This is a genomic window from Serratia sp. 14-2641, assembly GCF_001692375.1.
GTDB lineage: Bacteria > Pseudomonadota > Gammaproteobacteria > Enterobacterales > Enterobacteriaceae > Chania > Chania fonticola_C.
Genome location: NZ_LXKR01000013.1, coordinates 141311 through 157270, shown reverse-complemented (window position 1 = coordinate 157270; position 15960 = coordinate 141311). Strand labels below are relative to the sequence as shown.

The window sequence follows — 15960 nt, the reverse complement described above, 5'->3', positions numbered from 1 at the left end:
ACTTTTAAGCGTTTTCAACGGCTAGGATTTTGGACTAAGACCTCGTGAACCGAGCATTGCAGCGAGATCTCCGCCTGGAGTTTATCTGAAAAAGTCACGGGATGTCGTGATTTGGCAGATTAACGGCAACTTTCGTCGGTTTCCCTCATTTGGCCTTGGCGTCATCACTGCACCAAACATCACCATCGAGACAATTTAGACTTTAACCAGTGTGGGCGTGATGAAAATCACCAACTCGCGCCTTTTATGCTGTTGGTTGCTGTGTTTGAACAGCGATCCCAGCAAGGGGATATCGCCCACACCAGGGACTTTATCGCTCGCCTGGTTGCGCTGACGCTGAAAAATGCCCCCTAAGACAATGGTTTCACCATCTTTCACCGTCACCTGGGTTTTAATCTCCTGTTTGTCGATCGCCAGCGCCTCTCCTTCGCCCTGTTTGATCGAACGCCCGGGCATATTCTGGCTGATCTGTAACGCCAGGGTGATGCGGCCATTGGGTAAAATCTTTGGCGTGACCTCCATGCCCAGCACCGCGTCCTTGAACTCGATTGAGGTGGCACCGCTGGAGCCGCTCGACACCTCGTAGGGGATTTCCGTACCCTGTTTAATACTGGCGGTTTGCAGATGTGCGGTAAGCAGGCGCGGGCTGGCGATAATCTCCACCTGATTTTCCTGCTCCAGCGCCGACAGCTCCAGATCCAGAATGCGCCCGCTGATGCGTGCCAGGTGGAAACCAGCCGTTATGGCACTGTTCTCTACCGGCAGACCAACGCTGAAATTATCTATCCGCAGCTTTTTGGCTGGCCTTTCTTCTGCCGCCAGCCCCCACCTTACGCCAAGCTCCCGCAAATTTTCGCTGCTGATGGTGACAATATGGGCAGCCAGCTGCACCTGTTCCAGCGGGGTATCCATCTCTGCCACCCAGGTTTTCAACTGGGCCAGCGCCTGAGCGGTGTCACGCAGCAGTAACGCGTTGGTGCGTTTATCTACCACGACGCTGCCACGCTCGGTCAATAATTTGCCGCGTTGGCTATCCAGGCTCTGCGCTATCTCGCTGGCCTCCGCGTTTTGCAGCGTGATCGTCAGGTTGTGCAGCGGCTCCTGCTGCGCCAACGCCCGCTGCCGACGAAGCAGCTCCTGCTCATCCGGCAGTGGGAAAACCATCATCACATTGCCCTCCAGCGTCATCGTCAGCTTGCCCATGCGTAACACCACGGCTAGCGCCTGCTGCCAGGGAACATTGTCCAACCGCAGCGTCAGATTGGTATCGACACCCTCGGCTGCGACCAGGTTCAGGTCTTGGTACTCCGCCAGCGCCTGTAAAATCAGGCTGACCGGGGTATCATGGAACGCCAGTGACACCGGTTTTTCCTGCTTTACGCCTGCCATCACCGCCAAAGGGAGAGCCAGCCACCCCACCAAAAGCCACTGATATCCTTTCATCACTTTTCCTTACGGTTTTTTCTCCAACGTGAGCACCACACTGCCCTTACGTGGCCGACATGCTTCAGCCCTATCCTGCGCGACGAGTTCAAGCTGCCGGGGTTGGATCTGCGCCACTTGCCAATCCCCATCAAGCACCCGCTGCCGGGGCAATAACCCCAACCACTGTCCCTGCGGAGTGACCACCCAGCCATAGCGCAAATCCGGTGTGCCAATAATCCCTTTCAACCGCCAGCCCTCTGGTGAAATGGCAGGATCGGCGCAGGCCGCCGTTAGCGGTGGCTGGAACGGATCGCGATACTGTTCAGCCCACAGCGGGGCCGAGAACAACAGCCAAAACCACCACGCCTTATTCATCCACCGCCTCTTCTGAGCAAATAAGAGTCAGTTGAGTGATTAACCCTTCGGGCTGCCTCTCGATCTTCATTTGCCCAATCCTGCGGGTGGATGGCAGCGCCTCCAACAAACGCAGCAAGCCCCCGAAATCTAGCTGTACCCTTATCTTTTGCTGGGCTGGTTTCACCTGCTGGAAACGTAGCAGCCGCCCCCCAAGCTGATAGAGCTGAGCCCCCAAGTCCCCCGGCTCATCAGGCACGATCAACACCTGCTGCCCCAACCGCTGCTCAAGCTCTGCTAACGGCGGTAGCTGACTCAGTTGCTGCCGGCGCTCGGCAATCTGGTGTACCAACTGCTGACGCTGCTCATCCAGCCTTTCCCACCGTTGCCATTCCCCCGAGATCAGCCCACTGCAGGCCAACAGCCCAGCCCCGGTTAATACCAGCCATTGAGCTGCCAGCAGTTGCCAACCAGGCCGGGCAAGCCAGGGGCTCAGCCACTCTGGCAGGGGCTTATCCATCTTGCCCCCAGCGTGCCGTTAGAGTGAACGCAAACCCTCCCTCCTTGCGTTGTGTGACTTCAACCAGTCGACAGCCCTGCAACAAAGGTAGCGCGGCCAACCGCCGCTCAAAGGTGACAATCTCCTCATACGCCCCACCTTGCCCCCGCAGCAAGATCCCCCTGGCGTTCTCTTCAAAATCCGTGAGCCACAGGGTTTCAGGCAGCGTTACCGAGAGTTGCTGCAATAGCGACAGGTAACGCAGGTTATGCGCACGATTGTGCTGGTAACGGGCGCTTTCTGCAGCCAAACGGGCCAGTTCGGCCATCTTTTGCTGCGTCTGCTGAATACGCCCTGCCAGCTCAGTGTGTTGCTGCGTCAAGCCCTGCAATATCGAATGTTGCCTGGCCTGTTGGTAGAACAGCAAACAGTAGGCTGCCGTGAGCGTAGCCAGCACCAGCAGCAATTGAGCAACGAAGCAGCGTAGCCAGAAGGTGTAGCGCTGCCGCTGCCGTCTGAGACGCCAGGGCAACAGATTGACCTGATACATCAGGCATCCTCGCGGCGCAGAGCCAACCCGCCAGCCAAAACAAACGCCATCGGCTGAGCGGGCAGCGGCGGGTATAAGCGGCTGAAAGTCGTGAAAGGTGACCAGGGCATGGTGCCTTCTGGCGCGGCCTCGTCCAGGACGCTGCTGTAATACACCTCTTTAGCCCCCATGGCTGGGCAAGCTGAACGCAGGGCTGCTAACACCTGCTTGACGCCGACGGCTTCCCCCGCAGGCAAGACACCATAAGCAAAGGGCATCGCTCGCGGTGCTACCCATAGCCATTCCGACTCCAGGCGATGCAGCAACCCGGCATCGGGAGCCAAACCAGCAAATGCGGCCATCATGCATAGCGCATTGGGTGTGATATCGATCACCTGGGGATGCAGATCCGCCAGTTGCAGGCATTGCAGCCATTGTTGCAGCTCCTGCTGGCGGGCCGCGGTGAGCAGCAACTGATGGGTATTGGGCTGCACCTGGCGGTAATCCATTGCCAACGTCTGGCTGTCTAACGGGAACTGTTTCAGGCCCTGGGTGGTGATGTAGTCATGGCGAACCGGCTCCTGTAAGCGCAGGTCTGGCAGGGGCAACGTCTGCTGTAAAACCCGCTGTGCGGGTAAAGCAATGCGTAAGGAAATATGTCTTGGTAACCGGCTACGCCACTGTTTGAGTACCGTCACCAGCATGGCAGAACTCTCTAAATGCCCCGCCCGCAGCGCCGGGAAGGGCAATGCCTGTTGCCACCAGTGGCGCAATTGCCAACCGTTACGCCGACGCTGCGCAGCCAGCGCTCTGATGCTGTGATCCTGGATATCCAATCCCACCTGCCACGTTTGAGAAAACATATTTCACCCCACCTCCGTACCCTCAGATAACAAAAGAACATATCCATGTTGCAGGCTTGCCTTTATACTACCGCGCGGTTGTTTATAAACTGCCCAATTGACATGAAATGGGAAATCTCAGGTGAAGTTCGTAAAGTATCTTTTAATCCTTGCAGTGTTTTGCATCGTGCTGGGAGCAGCCTCGATTTTTGGCTTGTACAAATATGTCGAGCCACAGCTGCCCGATGTCGCAACGCTGAAAGACGTGCGGCTACAAATCCCGATGCAGGTTTACAGCGCGGAGGGCGAACTGATCGCCCAATATGGTGAAAAACGCCGTATACCTCTCAAGCTGGACCAAATTCCACCGGTGATGGTGCATGCCTTCATCGCCACGGAGGACAGCCGTTTCTATGATCATCACGGGGTCGATCCCGTTGGTATCTTCCGTGCTGCATCGGTCGCGCTGGTTTCCGGCCATGCTTCGCAGGGGGCCAGTACCATCACCCAGCAGTTGGCCAGAAACTTCTTCTTGAGCCCGGAACGCACCTTGATGCGCAAAATCAAGGAAGCCTTCCTGGCGATCCGCATTGAACAGATGCTGACCAAGGATGAAATTCTTGAGCTGTATCTGAACAAAATCTATCTGGGTTACCGGGCTTATGGCGTGGGTGCTGCCGCGCACGTCTATTTTGGTAAGGATGTCAGCCAACTGACGCTGAGCGAAATGGCCACCATTGCCGGATTACCCAAGGCACCGTCTACCTTTAACCCGTTGTACTCCCACGATCGCTCCGTAGCGCGTCGTAACGTAGTGCTATCGCGAATGCTGGACGAGCACTACATCACGCAGGCGCAGTACGATCAGGCCCGCAGTGAACCTTTGGTCGCCAATTACCATGCGCCAGAAATCAGCTTCTCCGCCCCTTATCTTTCAGAGCTGGTGCGTCAGGAGATGATCAAGCGTTACGGTGAAAACGCCTATACCGACGGTTACAAGGTGTACACCACCATCACCAAGCGGCTGCAGCAAGGCGCTCAGGAGGCGGTACGTAACAACATCCTCAACTACGATATGCGCCACGGCTATCGCGGCCCGTCAAACGTACTGTGGAAAGTGGGTGAGCCAGCCTGGGATCAGAAACAGATTGTCGATTCCCTGAAGAACCTGCCGAACTACGGCCCGCTGTCTCCTGCGGTGGTCCTGCAAGCGGATGCCGAACAGGCTACCGCCATGCTGGCCGATGGCAGCCGCATTGCGCTCCCCATGTCTGGCATGCGCTGGGCTCGTGCGTTCAAGAGCGATACTCTGCAAGGCCCTACGCCGAAGCGCGTCACCGATGTGGTGCAGCCCGGCCAGCAGATCTGGGTGCGTAAAGTTAACGACAACTGGTGGCTGTCACAGGTGCCGGACGTGAACTCGGCGCTGGTGTCGCTCGATCCTAATACTGGCGCTATCAAGGCGTTGGTCGGCGGCTTCGATTTCAACCAGAGCAAGTTCAACCGCGCAACCCAGGCACTGCGCCAGGTGGGTTCCAACATCAAACCGTTCCTGTATACCGCGGCGATGGATAAGGGCCTGACGCTGGCCACCATCCTCAACGATCTGCCGATCACCCGTTGGGATGCCGGTGCCGGTACCGACTGGCGGCCGAAAAACTCGCCACCTACTTACGACGGTCCTATCCGACTACGCCAAGGCCTAGGCCAATCGAAGAACGTGGTGATGGTGCGGGCAATGCGCGCCATGGGCGTGGACTATGCCGCTGAATATCTGCAACGCTTTGGTTTCCCGGCGCAAAACATCGTGCATTCGGAATCGCTGGCGCTCGGTTCGGCTTCGTTCACCCCGCTACAGGTGGCACGCGGCTATGCCGTGTTGGCCAACGGTGGCTATCTGGTTGACCCGTACTTCATCACCAAGATCGAAGACGATACGGGTAAAGCGATATTCGAAGCCAAACCGAAAGTGGTCTGCGATAGCTGCAACCTGCCGGTGATCTACGGCGATACGCATCGTTCAGCCATGCTTTCCGATGATAACGTCGAGAACGTGGCGGTATCGCAGGAAGGCAACAATGCCAACGTCCCGATGCCACAGCTTGAGCAGGTAACCCCGGCACAGATGCAGCAGGATAACGAACAGCAGTATGCGCCACACGTGATCAGCACCCCGCTGTCGTTCCTGATCCGTGATGCGTTGAACACCAATATCTTCGGTGAACCGGGCTGGATGGGTACCGGCTGGCGCGCAGGCCGCGATCTTAAACGCCATGATATCGGTGGCAAAACCGGTACCACCAACAGTTCGAAAGATGCCTGGTTCTCCGGCTACGGCCCAGAAACAGTGACATCGGTGTGGATCGGTTTCGACGATCACCGCCGCAATCTTGGCCGAGCCTCCGCTTCGGGTGCCATCCCGGATCAGATTTCCGGTGGTGAAGGTGGGGCGAAGAGTGCTCAACCGGCTTGGGATGATTTTATGAAGGTGGCGCTGGAAGGCCTGCCAGAGCAGAAAGTCACGCCACCGCCGGGGATTGTCAGCGTAACCATCGACAAGAGCACTGGCAAACTGTCCAACGGGGGCGGAGGTAGCCGTTCCGAGTACTTTATCGAAGGTACTCAACCCACGGAGTTCTCGGTACATGATGCCGGAACCACCCTGACAGACCCTGGTGGCGAAAGCCACGAGCTGTTCTAAAACGACAATGGCCAGAGCAATCTGGCCATTTTTTTATCTTAACCGGCGGGCACAGCATGTTGTGAGTCCGGTGAGGGTTTGTCAGCAGCGCCCGTGCAGATGAATCGATGGAAGGTTAGCGTGAACCACGCAGGAAGGCCTCGGCGAGGAATAATGCGCTGACATTGCGCGCCTCACGAAAGTCCGGTTCCGCCAGCAGTGCCATCATCTTGGCTATCGGCCAACGTACCTGGGGTAACGGCTCTGGCTCGTCCCCCTCCAGGCTTTGCGCATAGAGGTCGTGTGCCAGCACGATATTCATCTGGCTGGAAAAATAGGAAGGAGCCATCGTCAGTTTGCTGAGGAAATCAAAGCGCCCGGCCCCAAAGCCGACTTCTTCCATCAGTTCGCGGTTAGCGGCTTCCAACACCCCTTCGCCAGGGTCGATCAGCCCTTTGGGGAAGCCCAGCTCATAGGATTCAGTGCCCACCGCATATTCACGGATCAGCAGCAAATCATCCCCTATCACCGGCACAATCATCACCGCTTCGCGTTCCGAAGGGCGCATGCGCTCATAGACCCGCCGCACACCGTTACTGAACTCCAGATCGACCGACTCCACGTTAAATAAACGCGAGCGCGCGACCGTTTCTACTTTCAGAATTTTAGGTTTTTGCAGCTGTTTATCCATGATTGCCTCAAATAGGTTAACCGCCTAATACACTGAATACTCAGTACTCTCAGGCAGGTAACCAGGATAATAATATGCGCGTTGTGGCAGACAGCAAAAGGGTCAACCACCGGCTAAACTCGATCTTGATCACATTGTGCGTTAATGGGAACCATTTCCGCAACGAGCTTAGCCTGTAATTTACTTTTTTTTAACAAACCTGGCCAGCAGCTATCCCGGTGGATAAAAAAACAGGTAGGCAAATAGGATAATCCTGATATCCGCACACCATGAGGATTGCTATGCTCGTGCAGGTTAAAAAATCGTACGGTAAATGCCTAACGATAGCCACGAATGAGAGCCGGATACAACTAAACGGTGGGTCATTCTATCTCTGGGCGGTTAACTCCGTATAATGTCTGGCTTTGCGTAAGATTGGCGGTTTCATGGGTGTGGGACGAGAATAGCATGAGCACAATAGCGTTGATATTGGCCTTAGCGCTAGCCTGCCTGATCGCTGCTGGCCTCTACTTGTGGTTTAAATTCCGCTCCCGGTCGGCCTTGACCGGTATCCTGCCGTTCGTCAAACCTACCCACCGCAAGCTGACCGCACCAGAGCGGGCAGCTATCGAGTTTTACCTCAACCAACAGAACCGCCTTGGCAACAAACTGCTGTCAGGTTCCGCTTCCCTACCTTCTGTCAGGCTGTCGTTGACCGCACAGAGCGACAACGTTTACCCGATCACCCATGCCATCACCCGCTATGGGCTGGCAAGCGATGAACCCAACAACTGGCGTTACTATCTCGACTCGGAAGAGATCCATCTTCCTCCGTTTTGGGAGCAGTACATCAGCGCCGATAACCATGTCGAAGTGATCAAGACCCAGACGCTACCGCTGGTGATCTCACTCAACGGCCATTCGCTGCTGGATCATATTTACGACAGCCCACCTTCGCCGGTAGTGACTACAACCCCGACAAGGAACGCCTCCATCCGCAAAGAAGAGAGCGAACATATTGAGTTGGTGAACATTCGCAAGGAAACCCGCGAGGAACATGAGCTTAACCGGCCGAACGGCGTCAAGGAAGCGGCCCTCATCTCTGCTGCCCTACTGCTGCTATTTCTCAGCCTGATCAGTCCGGTGGTAGTGATCCCCTGGATTATTCTGGTGGCGGTGCTGATGATCGTCTGGGGCTGCTGGCATCTGTTGCGCCGCCCGAGCGAAAAAGAGCTGAAAGAAGTGCACTGTCTGCGCGGCACGCCAAAGCGCTGGGGGTTATTCGGTGAGTCCAATCAGGGGCAAATCAGTAATATCTCTTTTGGCATTATCGATTTGATCTACCCCCCGCACTGGCTGCCTTACCTGAATGCAGACCTGGGTAAAACCACCAATGTGGATATCTACCTCAACCGGCAGGTGGTACGCCAGGGGCACTATCTTTCCCTGCATGACGAAGTGAAGAACTTCCCCTTGCAGCAGTGGGGCAAGAACGCCGTATTAGCGGCCAGTTCGCTCGTGGTGCTGTTGTTACTGTTAATCTACATTCCACTCAGCCTGCCCGCTAAATTGAGCACCGCGTGGTTACAGGGCACGCAGAAAACGGAAGTCACCAGCGTTCAGGCGCTGGAGGCCATCCCACTGCATATCGGCGATAGGCTGAAAATTCAGGGCAACGGCATGTGCTACGTTCCTTCGGGCAACAACAGCGCCACTGCGCCGAGCTTTATGCCTTTCGATTGTTCGGGGATCTACTGGAATACGGCTACCCCATTGCCACAGCCCGAATCGGAAGTGATCGATAAAGCTGCTGCGCTGATGGCCACCATCAACCGGCAACTGCACCCAAGCGGTGCCGAGCAGAAAGTGAACCCGCAGTTGGCCAGTGCCATTGAAAAGTCAGGCATGATCCTGCTGGATGACTTTGCGGATATCGTATTGAAAACGCAGGATCTGTGCGGCACTGAGGCCGACTGTGTGCGCTTGAAGAACGCATTGGTCAATCTGGGCAACGTCAAGAACTGGGCCAACCTGGTGAAACGGGCCAAATCCGGGGCGCTGGAAGGCGTTAACGTTCTGCTACGTCCGGTCAGTGCTGAATCGCTGGAAAACCTGAGCAACGCGGCTACCTCTGCCTTTGTGGTGCGGGAAACCCGTCAGGCCGCTGCGGCCCTCAATAGTCCACCGCCGGGCGGTTTTTTGATCACCAGTGACGAAGGCAAGCAGTTGGTGGATTATCCCTTGCCCACGCAACCGCTGAACGAATACAACTCACTCGACCAATGGAAAGAGCTACAGCGTCTTAGCAGCATGCTGCTACATACGCCGTTCCGGGCAAACGGGGTGATCACCAATATCTTTGTCGATGCCAACGGCACTCGGCATATCGCCCTGCATAGTGAACCGGATATCGTGACCCTGTGGCGCTATCTTGGCACCAGCCTGCTGTTGCTGGTGTTGGTCGTCGTGCTGGGTTACAACTCCTGGCGGCTGGTACAACGCTGGCGCAAAAACCAACATCGCCTCGCCGATATCCAGCGCTATTACGACAACTGCTTCAACCCGCAGCTCACCCCGATATCCATACGCCCGATGGCGTAGCCTCCGACCTGCCATCCGCCTATACTAGGCTGTATGTTTTTTATCATCCGCGGGATACCGCTATCCCGCCTATGGAGTTGGTACATGGTTCCTGAGTTTGACTGGCACGATATTGATACCGTACTGCTGGATATGGACGGCACCCTGCTGGATCTTGAATTCGACAGCCATTTTTGGCTAACGCTGGTACCGCAGGCGTTGAGTGAGCAACGGGCCATTCCCTTCGACGACGCCAGCAACATCATTCACCAGGAATACCTGGCCGTGCAACACACCATGAACTGGTATTGCTTTGATTACTGGAGCGAACGCCTCGGGTTGGATATCTACCAAATGACCAGCGAAGTCGGTAACCGCGCTCGGCTGCGTGAAGATACCCAGCCATTTTTGCAGGCGTTACGCGATGCCGGGCAGCGTACCATCCTGCTCACCAACGCGCATCCACACAGTCTGGCGGTGAAGGTTGAGCACACCGGTTTGGATCGACACCTTGATTTATTACTTTCCACCCACACATTTGGTTATCCAAAGGAAGATCAGCGTCTGTGGCAGGCCGTGCAGCAGCAAACCGGCTTTGATCCGCAGCGCACGCTGTTTGTGGATGATGGTGAACCCATTCTGGATGCCGCAAGCAAGTTTGGTATCCGCTACTGCCTTGGCGTGCAGAACCCGGACTCCAGCATGGCGAGTAAAACTTTCCAGCGTTATCCGTCAATGAGCGACTACCGCCAGTTGATACCGGCCTTGGAACGGAGGGAGCAATGAAAGCCAAAGCAACAGAGGATGAGGCCGTCCGCCTGGATAAATGGCTGTGGGCCGCCCGATTTTACAAAACCCGCGCACTGGCCCGCGACATGATCGACGGCGGCAAGGTGCACTACAACGGGCAGCGCGGCAAGCCGAGTAAAGCCGTTGAAATCAATGCAGAAATCAAGCTGCGTCAGGGCAATGACGAACGCACTGTCATCGTGCTGGCCATCAATACCCAACGGCGTGGAGCCGATGAGGCGCAGCTGATGTATCAGGAAACCGAGGCCAGCATTGCCAATCGCGAGAAAGTGGCGCTGGCACGCAAGATGAATGCGCTGACCATGCCGCATCCGGATCGTCGTCCGGACAAGAAAGAGCGGCGCGATTTAATTAAATTTAAATTTGGCGAGCAGGAATAACCCCTCGCCTCAATGAGAGAAAACTATGTCCAACCATGACCAATTGCACCGTTACCTGTTTGAAAACTACGCGGTGCGCGGTGAGCTGGTTACCGTCAGCGAAACCTATCAGCACATCCTGACCAACCATGATTATCCGGCACCGGTACAAAAGCTGCTGGGCGAATTGCTGGTAGCCACCAGCCTGCTCACCGCCACGCTGAAATTCGACGGTGACATTACCGTTCAGGTGCAAGGTGACGGCCCGCTGAAACTGGCGGTGATCAACGGCAACAATCGCCAAGAAATGCGTGGTGTAGCCCGTGTCGAAGGCGAGATTGTGGCCGACAGCACCCTGCACCAGATGCTGGGTAACGGCATTATGGTGATCACCATCAGCCCGTCTGAAGGTGAACGCTATCAGGGCGTGGTGGGTCTGGAAGGTGAAACGCTGGCCCAGTGTCTGGAAGGGTATTTCCGCCAGTCCGAACAGTTGCCAACGCGCCTGTTTATCCGTACCGGCGAAGCCGAAGGTAAACCAGCAGCCGCTGGCATGCTGTTACAGGTGCTGCCAGCTCAGGATGGCAATGCCGATGATTTCGACCATCTGGTACAGCTGACCGCCACTATCAAGGATCACGAGCTGTTCACCCTGCCGGCTAACGAAGTACTGTATCGCCTCTATCATCAGGAAGAGGTCACACTGTACGAACCCCAGGACGTGATCTTCCGCTGCACCTGTTCACGCCAGCGCTGTGCCGATGCCTTGATCACGCTGCCAACGGAAGAAGTGGCCGATATGCTGGAACAGGATGGCAACATCGATATGCACTGTGATTACTGTGGTAATCATTATGTATTCGATGCGTTAGACATCGCAGCCCTTCACAACGGCAATGCCGACAGCAGCACCCAACTGCATTAAGCAAAACCGCGGTGTGACGTGCGTCGAGTTGTGACGCACGTCAGCCCCCGCCGTTTGCACGCTTGCTTTATTCCGTGGTCTACATCTCATAACGTAACTAAAAAACGTTTAATACGTTAAATATTTGATACCTATCGCGGTTACATCTCCATGGATCCCTACAATTGTCGCCAGAAATTCTGTGATCAAGGAGTAGTGACATGCGTGTTAATGGTATAACCCACCAGGATCTTGCCGCTTATGGAATTCATAACGTTGGTGAAATCGTTCACAATCCGAGTTATGAATTACTGTTTAAGGAAGAAACGGACCCTTCACTGCAAGGGTTTGAGCGTGGTGTAGTAACCAATCTGGGTGCCGTTGCCGTCGATACCGGCATCTTCACCGGCCGTTCGCCAAAAGATAAGTACATCGTTCGTGACGATATCACCCGGGACACCGTCTGGTGGGCCGATCAAGGTAAAGGCAAGAACGATAACAAACCTCTCAGCCCTGAAGTCTGGGCAGATCTGAAAAAACTGGTCACCGAGCAGCTTTCCGGCAAGCGCCTGTTCGTGGTCGATACCTTCTGCGGTGCTAACGCAGACTCCCGCCTGAAAGTCCGCTTTATCACAGAAGTGGCCTGGCAAGCGCATTTCGTCAAAAACATGTTTATCCGCCCGAGCGATGAAGAACTGCAGGGCTTTGAGCCTGATTTCGTGGTGATGAACGGCGCCAAGTGCACCAACCCGAACTGGCAGCAGCAGGGAATGAACTCGGAAAACTTCGTGGCATTCAACCTGACCGAGCGTATGCAGCTGATCGGCGGCACCTGGTACGGCGGCGAAATGAAAAAGGGTATGTTCTCCATCATGAACTACCTGCTGCCGCTTAAAGGCATTGCCTCCATGCACTGCTCGGCCAACGTGGGCGAGAAAGGCGACGTGGCAGTGTTCTTCGGCCTGTCCGGCACCGGTAAAACCACCCTGTCCACCGATCCGAAACGCCAACTGATTGGCGATGACGAACACGGCTGGGATGACGATGGCGTCTTCAACTTTGAAGGCGGCTGCTACGCCAAGACCATCAAACTGTCGGAAGAAGCCGAGCCAGATATCTATCACGCCATCAAGCGTGATGCGCTGCTGGAAAACGTCACCGTATTGGCCGACGGTACCGTGGACTTCAACGACGGGTCGAAAACCGAGAATACCCGCGTTTCCTATCCGATCTATCACATCCACAACATCGTCAAACCGGTTTCCAAAGCGGGCCATGCTACCAAGGTGATCTTCCTGACTGCGGATGCCTTCGGCGTACTGCCGCCGGTGTCACGCCTGACGGCCAATCAGACCCAGTACCACTTCCTATCCGGTTTCACCGCCAAGCTGGCCGGTACCGAGCGTGGCGTTACCGAGCCAACGCCAACCTTCTCTGCCTGCTTTGGCGCGGCATTCCTGTCACTGCACCCAACCCAGTATGCAGAAGTGCTGGTCAAGCGCATGCAGGCAGCCGGAGCTCAGGCTTACCTGGTGAATACCGGTTGGAACGGCACCGGTAAGCGTATCTCGATCAAAGACACCCGCGGCATTATCGACGCCATCCTCAACGGTGAAATCGATAAGGCAGAAACCATCACGCTGCCAATCTTCGATCTGTCGATGCCAACCGCCCTGCCAGGCGTTGATCCGGCCATCCTCGACCCACGTGCCACCTATGCCAACCTAGAACAGTGGGAAGAGAAGGCGCACGATCTGGCCAATCGCTTTATCACCAACTTCGACAAATACACCGATACCCCGGCAGGCGCTGCACTGGTCAGCTCGGGTCCGAAACTGTAATAGCGTTGATTAACCATCTAAGCCAAGGCGCGGAATTCCGCGCCTTTTCTATTTGTGGCTGATTTGCACTTGAGGTGGGTTTGAATTCGTGGCTGACTTGCACCGGTGGTCGATTTGTAGGGGCGCAGCATGCTGCACCCGTTAATAAACAGGCCACAATGCTGCGGCCTTAAGTCAGGATATCAGGCGTTCTCTTTGGCTGGCGGATTCCCGCTGGCAGCTTCTTTCTTCTCGATTGGCAATGGGAGATAAGCCCGAATACGCAGGCCACCGCGCTCGCTGGTGCCGATATCCAGCACGCCAGCATGAGCATCAATGATACGCTGCACGATCGCCAGCCCTAACCCCGTGCCGCTGGTGCTACGCGCACTGTCGCCACGTACAAAGGGTTGGAACAGGTGCTTCAGCTCTTCCGGCTTGATACCGGGGCCATCATCCTCCACCTGGAACCAGCCGCGCTGCAGTTCGCGCCCGCTGCTAACCTTGATCCAACCGTTGCCATAGCGCGCCGCATTCACCACCATGTTCACCACCGCACGTTTGATCGATAGCGGATGCACATCCACCATCAGCTCACCCGGCAGAATATCGGTTTCAATCACCCGCTCGTAGCCACTTTCTGTCGCCACCACTTCGCCCAGAATGGAATTCAAATCGCAAATTTCGGTTTGCATCTCCTGGCCGGTACGCAGGTAATCAATAAACTGTTCGATGATGGCGTTACATTCTTCGATATCTTTATTGATCGACTCCGCCAGATAACCGTCTTGCTCGCTCATCATTTCCGTCGCCAGACGGATACGCGTCAGCGGCGTGCGCAAGTCATGACTGACCCCCGCCATCAGCAGCGTGCGATCGTCGGCCAGCAACTTCACCCCAGAGGCCATTTGGTTGAAGGCCCGGGTTACCGAGCGCACCTCAGAGGCACCATACTCACGTAGCGGCGGCGGAATAATGCCTTTGCCTACCTGCAAGGCAGCATGCTCAAGCTCCACCAGAGGGCGGTTCTGAATGCGGATAAACAGCCAGGCGCCGCCTATCGCCAGCAACATAATCGCCAGGGTGTAGCGGAACAGCGGCGAGAAATCGCCTTGATGGATTTCGGTCAGCGGGACGCGCACCCAGATATCCGGCTGCAACCAGGTTTTCAGCCAGACCACCGGGGAGTTTTTATTCACCTCGACGCGGACGTCGGTCGGCCCCCCCAGTTGCTGCGCCATCTGCTGGCTAAGGAATTGGTAGTGTTGCGCCCAGCGCAGGCCGCTCTCTTCCGCAGCCGCGTTGGTATAAAGCGAAATGCCCAGCTCGCGGTAAATCTCGCGGCGGAACGCTGGCGGCACCTCCAGCAAGGTACCGTCCTCCAGTTGCAGCCGATCGGTCATCAGCATACGAACTTCGTACGCCAATACCTTATTGAACTGCTGCAGACTGGGCAGGATGGCGAAGTTAAGCACCACCAGATAGGTCGTCACCAGGCTGACGAACAGCAAGGTGACGATCAACAGCAAAGTTCGGGCAAACGAGCTACGCGGTGAAAAGCGTAATCGCCTCATGCCTTACTGCCGTCCGGGACGAAGACGTAGCCAAGACCCCAAACGGTCTGGATATAGCGTGGATGTGCCGGATCTTCCTCAACCATGCGGCGCAGGCGCGAGATTTGCACGTCGATGGAACGCTCCATCGCACTGTATTCGCGGCCACGGGCCAGGTTCATCAGCTTATCGCGCGACAACGGTTCGCGTGGGTGACTGACCAGGGCTTTCAGCACGGCGAACTCACCGCTGGTTAATGGCATAGGTTCATCTTCACGGAACATCTCGCGCGTGCCGAGGTTCAGTTTGAATTTACCAAAGGCGATCACCGCCTCTTCCTGAGAAGGCGCACCCGGCAGTTCGTTGGCCTGGCGGCGCAGCACGGCACGGATACGAGCCAGCAGTTCACGCGGGTTGAACGGCTTAGGGATATAGTCATCGGCACCGATTTCCAGCCCGACAATACGGTCCACTTCTTCACCCTTGGCGGTCACCATAATGATCGGCATCGGGTTGCTTTGACTGCGCAGGCGACGGCAAATGGACAGCCCGTCTTCACCCGGCAACATCAGGTCTAATACCATCAGATGGAAAGACTCACGCGTCAGCAAACGATCCATTTGCTCAGCGTTGGCAACGCTGCGAACCTGGAAGCCCTGTTCGGTTAAGTAACGCTCTAAAAGCGCACGCAGGCGCATGTCATCATCGACGACCAGAATCTTGTGATTCTCTTGCATTGTCTGACTCCCAAAGGCTGTATTGCCTGATTCTAGACTGTGGCCCGCACTTATGCATTGGCACCGCTGGCGGCTATTTGGCAACAGCCTCGTATTGTTCAAAAACTCAATCATTACTGACAGCGTTTAATGGTATATATTCTAGACGAAATTGTTACAAAGCTTATTCTTTTGCCCAAATATCAACAATTTTCACTT

14 protein-coding genes are annotated in these 15960 nt (G+C 55.7%); 6 read left to right on the top strand and 8 right to left on the bottom strand.

The features are described 5' to 3' along the window. Positions 1–195 precede the first annotated feature (195 nt). The 5 genes from hofQ to pilM are packed head-to-tail and all read right to left on the bottom strand — an operon-like array spanning position 196 to position 3670. On the bottom strand, positions 196–1443 hold the full coding sequence (gene hofQ, locus A6U95_RS07380) for a DNA uptake porin HofQ (protein ID WP_074423326.1): 1248 nt from the start codon (positions 1441–1443) through the stop codon (positions 196–198). 9 nt (positions 1444–1452) lie between these two features. Next, positions 1453–1800: a DNA utilization family protein gene (locus tag A6U95_RS07375; protein WP_065684024.1), complete on the bottom strand. Its 348-nt coding sequence runs from the start codon at positions 1798–1800 to the stop codon at positions 1453–1455. Beyond that, positions 1793–2299, bottom strand: a complete 507-nt coding sequence (locus A6U95_RS07370) for a hypothetical protein (RefSeq protein WP_065684023.1) — start codon at positions 2297–2299, stop codon at positions 1793–1795. Before A6U95_RS07370 ends, A6U95_RS07375 begins: the two co-directional genes overlap by 8 nt. Beyond that, positions 2292–2828 (bottom strand): PilN domain-containing protein, encoded by a 537-nt coding sequence (locus A6U95_RS07365; protein ID WP_065684022.1) that lies wholly within the window; start codon positions 2826–2828, stop codon positions 2292–2294. Before A6U95_RS07365 ends, A6U95_RS07370 begins: the two co-directional genes overlap by 8 nt. Then, positions 2828–3670, bottom strand: coding sequence for a pilus assembly protein PilM (gene pilM, locus A6U95_RS07360; protein ID WP_065684021.1), 843 nt, complete (start codon positions 3668–3670; stop codon positions 2828–2830). The genes A6U95_RS07365 and pilM overlap by 1 nt, the downstream gene beginning before the upstream one ends. 121 nt (positions 3671–3791) lie before the next feature. On the opposite strand from pilM, the gene mrcA reads away from it, so the two are divergent. After that, positions 3792–6350 (top strand): peptidoglycan glycosyltransferase/peptidoglycan DD-transpeptidase MrcA, encoded by a 2559-nt coding sequence (mrcA, locus tag A6U95_RS07355; RefSeq protein WP_065684020.1) that lies wholly within the window; start codon positions 3792–3794, stop codon positions 6348–6350. A 115-nt stretch (positions 6351–6465) separates the two neighbouring features. On the opposite strand, the gene nudE is transcribed toward mrcA, so the two are convergent. Continuing rightward, a complete protein-coding gene (gene nudE, locus A6U95_RS07350) occupies positions 6466–7020 on the bottom strand; it encodes an ADP compounds hydrolase NudE (RefSeq protein WP_065684019.1) in 555 nt (184 codons plus the stop codon). Positions 7021–7467: 447 nt separating this feature from the next. Here nudE and A6U95_RS07345 point away from each other — a divergent pair, with 447 nt between their 5' ends. The 5 genes from A6U95_RS07345 to pckA all read left to right on the top strand — a co-directional run bounded on the left by A6U95_RS07345 (position 7468) and on the right by pckA (position 13493). Then, positions 7468–9600, top strand: a complete 2133-nt coding sequence (locus A6U95_RS07345; RefSeq protein ID WP_065684018.1) for an intracellular growth attenuator family protein — start codon at positions 7468–7470, stop codon at positions 9598–9600. A gap of 84 nt (positions 9601–9684) precedes the next feature. Next, entirely contained in the window at positions 9685–10365 is a 681-nt protein-coding gene (yrfG, locus tag A6U95_RS07340) for a GMP/IMP nucleotidase (protein WP_065684017.1), read from the top strand. Continuing rightward, complete coding sequence (hslR, locus tag A6U95_RS07335; RefSeq protein ID WP_065684016.1) at positions 10362–10769, top strand: ribosome-associated heat shock protein Hsp15; 408 nt, start codon at positions 10362–10364, stop codon at positions 10767–10769. The genes yrfG and hslR overlap by 4 nt, the downstream gene beginning before the upstream one ends. A gap of 25 nt (positions 10770–10794) precedes the next feature. Next, complete coding sequence (gene hslO, locus A6U95_RS07330) at positions 10795–11673, top strand: Hsp33 family molecular chaperone HslO (protein WP_024482748.1); 879 nt, start codon at positions 10795–10797, stop codon at positions 11671–11673. Positions 11674–11873: 200 nt separating this feature from the next. Next, entirely contained in the window at positions 11874–13493 is a 1620-nt protein-coding gene (gene pckA, locus A6U95_RS07325; RefSeq protein ID WP_065684015.1) for a phosphoenolpyruvate carboxykinase (ATP), read from the top strand. A gap of 182 nt (positions 13494–13675) precedes the next feature. Here pckA and envZ read toward each other — a convergent pair whose 3' ends face one another. Both envZ and ompR read right to left on the bottom strand, forming a co-directional pair. Next, on the bottom strand, positions 13676–15046 hold the full coding sequence (envZ, locus tag A6U95_RS07320) for a two-component system sensor histidine kinase EnvZ (protein WP_065684014.1): 1371 nt from the start codon (positions 15044–15046) through the stop codon (positions 13676–13678). Further along, positions 15043–15762, bottom strand: coding sequence for a two-component system response regulator OmpR (ompR, locus tag A6U95_RS07315; RefSeq protein WP_004709363.1), 720 nt, complete (start codon positions 15760–15762; stop codon positions 15043–15045). Before ompR ends, envZ begins: the two co-directional genes overlap by 4 nt. Positions 15763–15960: the final 198 nt, after the last annotated feature.

What these genes read in the sequence shown, in the direction of transcription:
- hofQ (WP_074423326.1), bottom strand. Translation starts at nt 1,443, where the DNA reads ATGAAAGGATATCAGTGGCTTTTGGTGGGGTGGCTGGCTCTCCCTTTG.
- A6U95_RS07375 (WP_065684024.1), bottom strand. Translation starts at nt 1,800, where the DNA reads ATGAATAAGGCGTGGTGGTTTTGGCTGTTGTTCTCGGCCCCGCTGTGG.
- A6U95_RS07370 (WP_065684023.1), bottom strand. Translation starts at nt 2,299, where the DNA reads ATGGATAAGCCCCTGCCAGAGTGGCTGAGCCCCTGGCTTGCCCGGCCT.
- A6U95_RS07365 (WP_065684022.1), bottom strand. Translation starts at nt 2,828, where the DNA reads ATGTATCAGGTCAATCTGTTGCCCTGGCGTCTCAGACGGCAGCGGCAG.
- pilM (WP_065684021.1), bottom strand. Translation starts at nt 3,670, where the DNA reads ATGTTTTCTCAAACGTGGCAGGTGGGATTGGATATCCAGGATCACAGC.
- nudE (WP_065684019.1), bottom strand. Translation starts at nt 7,020, where the DNA reads ATGGATAAACAGCTGCAAAAACCTAAAATTCTGAAAGTAGAAACGGTC.
- A6U95_RS07345 (WP_065684018.1), top strand. Translation starts at nt 7,468, where the DNA reads ATGAGCACAATAGCGTTGATATTGGCCTTAGCGCTAGCCTGCCTGATC.
- yrfG (WP_065684017.1), top strand. Translation starts at nt 9,685, where the DNA reads ATGGTTCCTGAGTTTGACTGGCACGATATTGATACCGTACTGCTGGAT.
- hslR (WP_065684016.1), top strand. Translation starts at nt 10,362, where the DNA reads ATGAAAGCCAAAGCAACAGAGGATGAGGCCGTCCGCCTGGATAAATGG.
- hslO (WP_024482748.1), top strand. Translation starts at nt 10,795, where the DNA reads ATGTCCAACCATGACCAATTGCACCGTTACCTGTTTGAAAACTACGCG.
- pckA (WP_065684015.1), top strand. Translation starts at nt 11,874, where the DNA reads ATGCGTGTTAATGGTATAACCCACCAGGATCTTGCCGCTTATGGAATT.
- envZ (WP_065684014.1), bottom strand. Translation starts at nt 15,046, where the DNA reads ATGAGGCGATTACGCTTTTCACCGCGTAGCTCGTTTGCCCGAACTTTG.
- ompR (WP_004709363.1), bottom strand. Translation starts at nt 15,762, where the DNA reads ATGCAAGAGAATCACAAGATTCTGGTCGTCGATGATGACATGCGCCTG.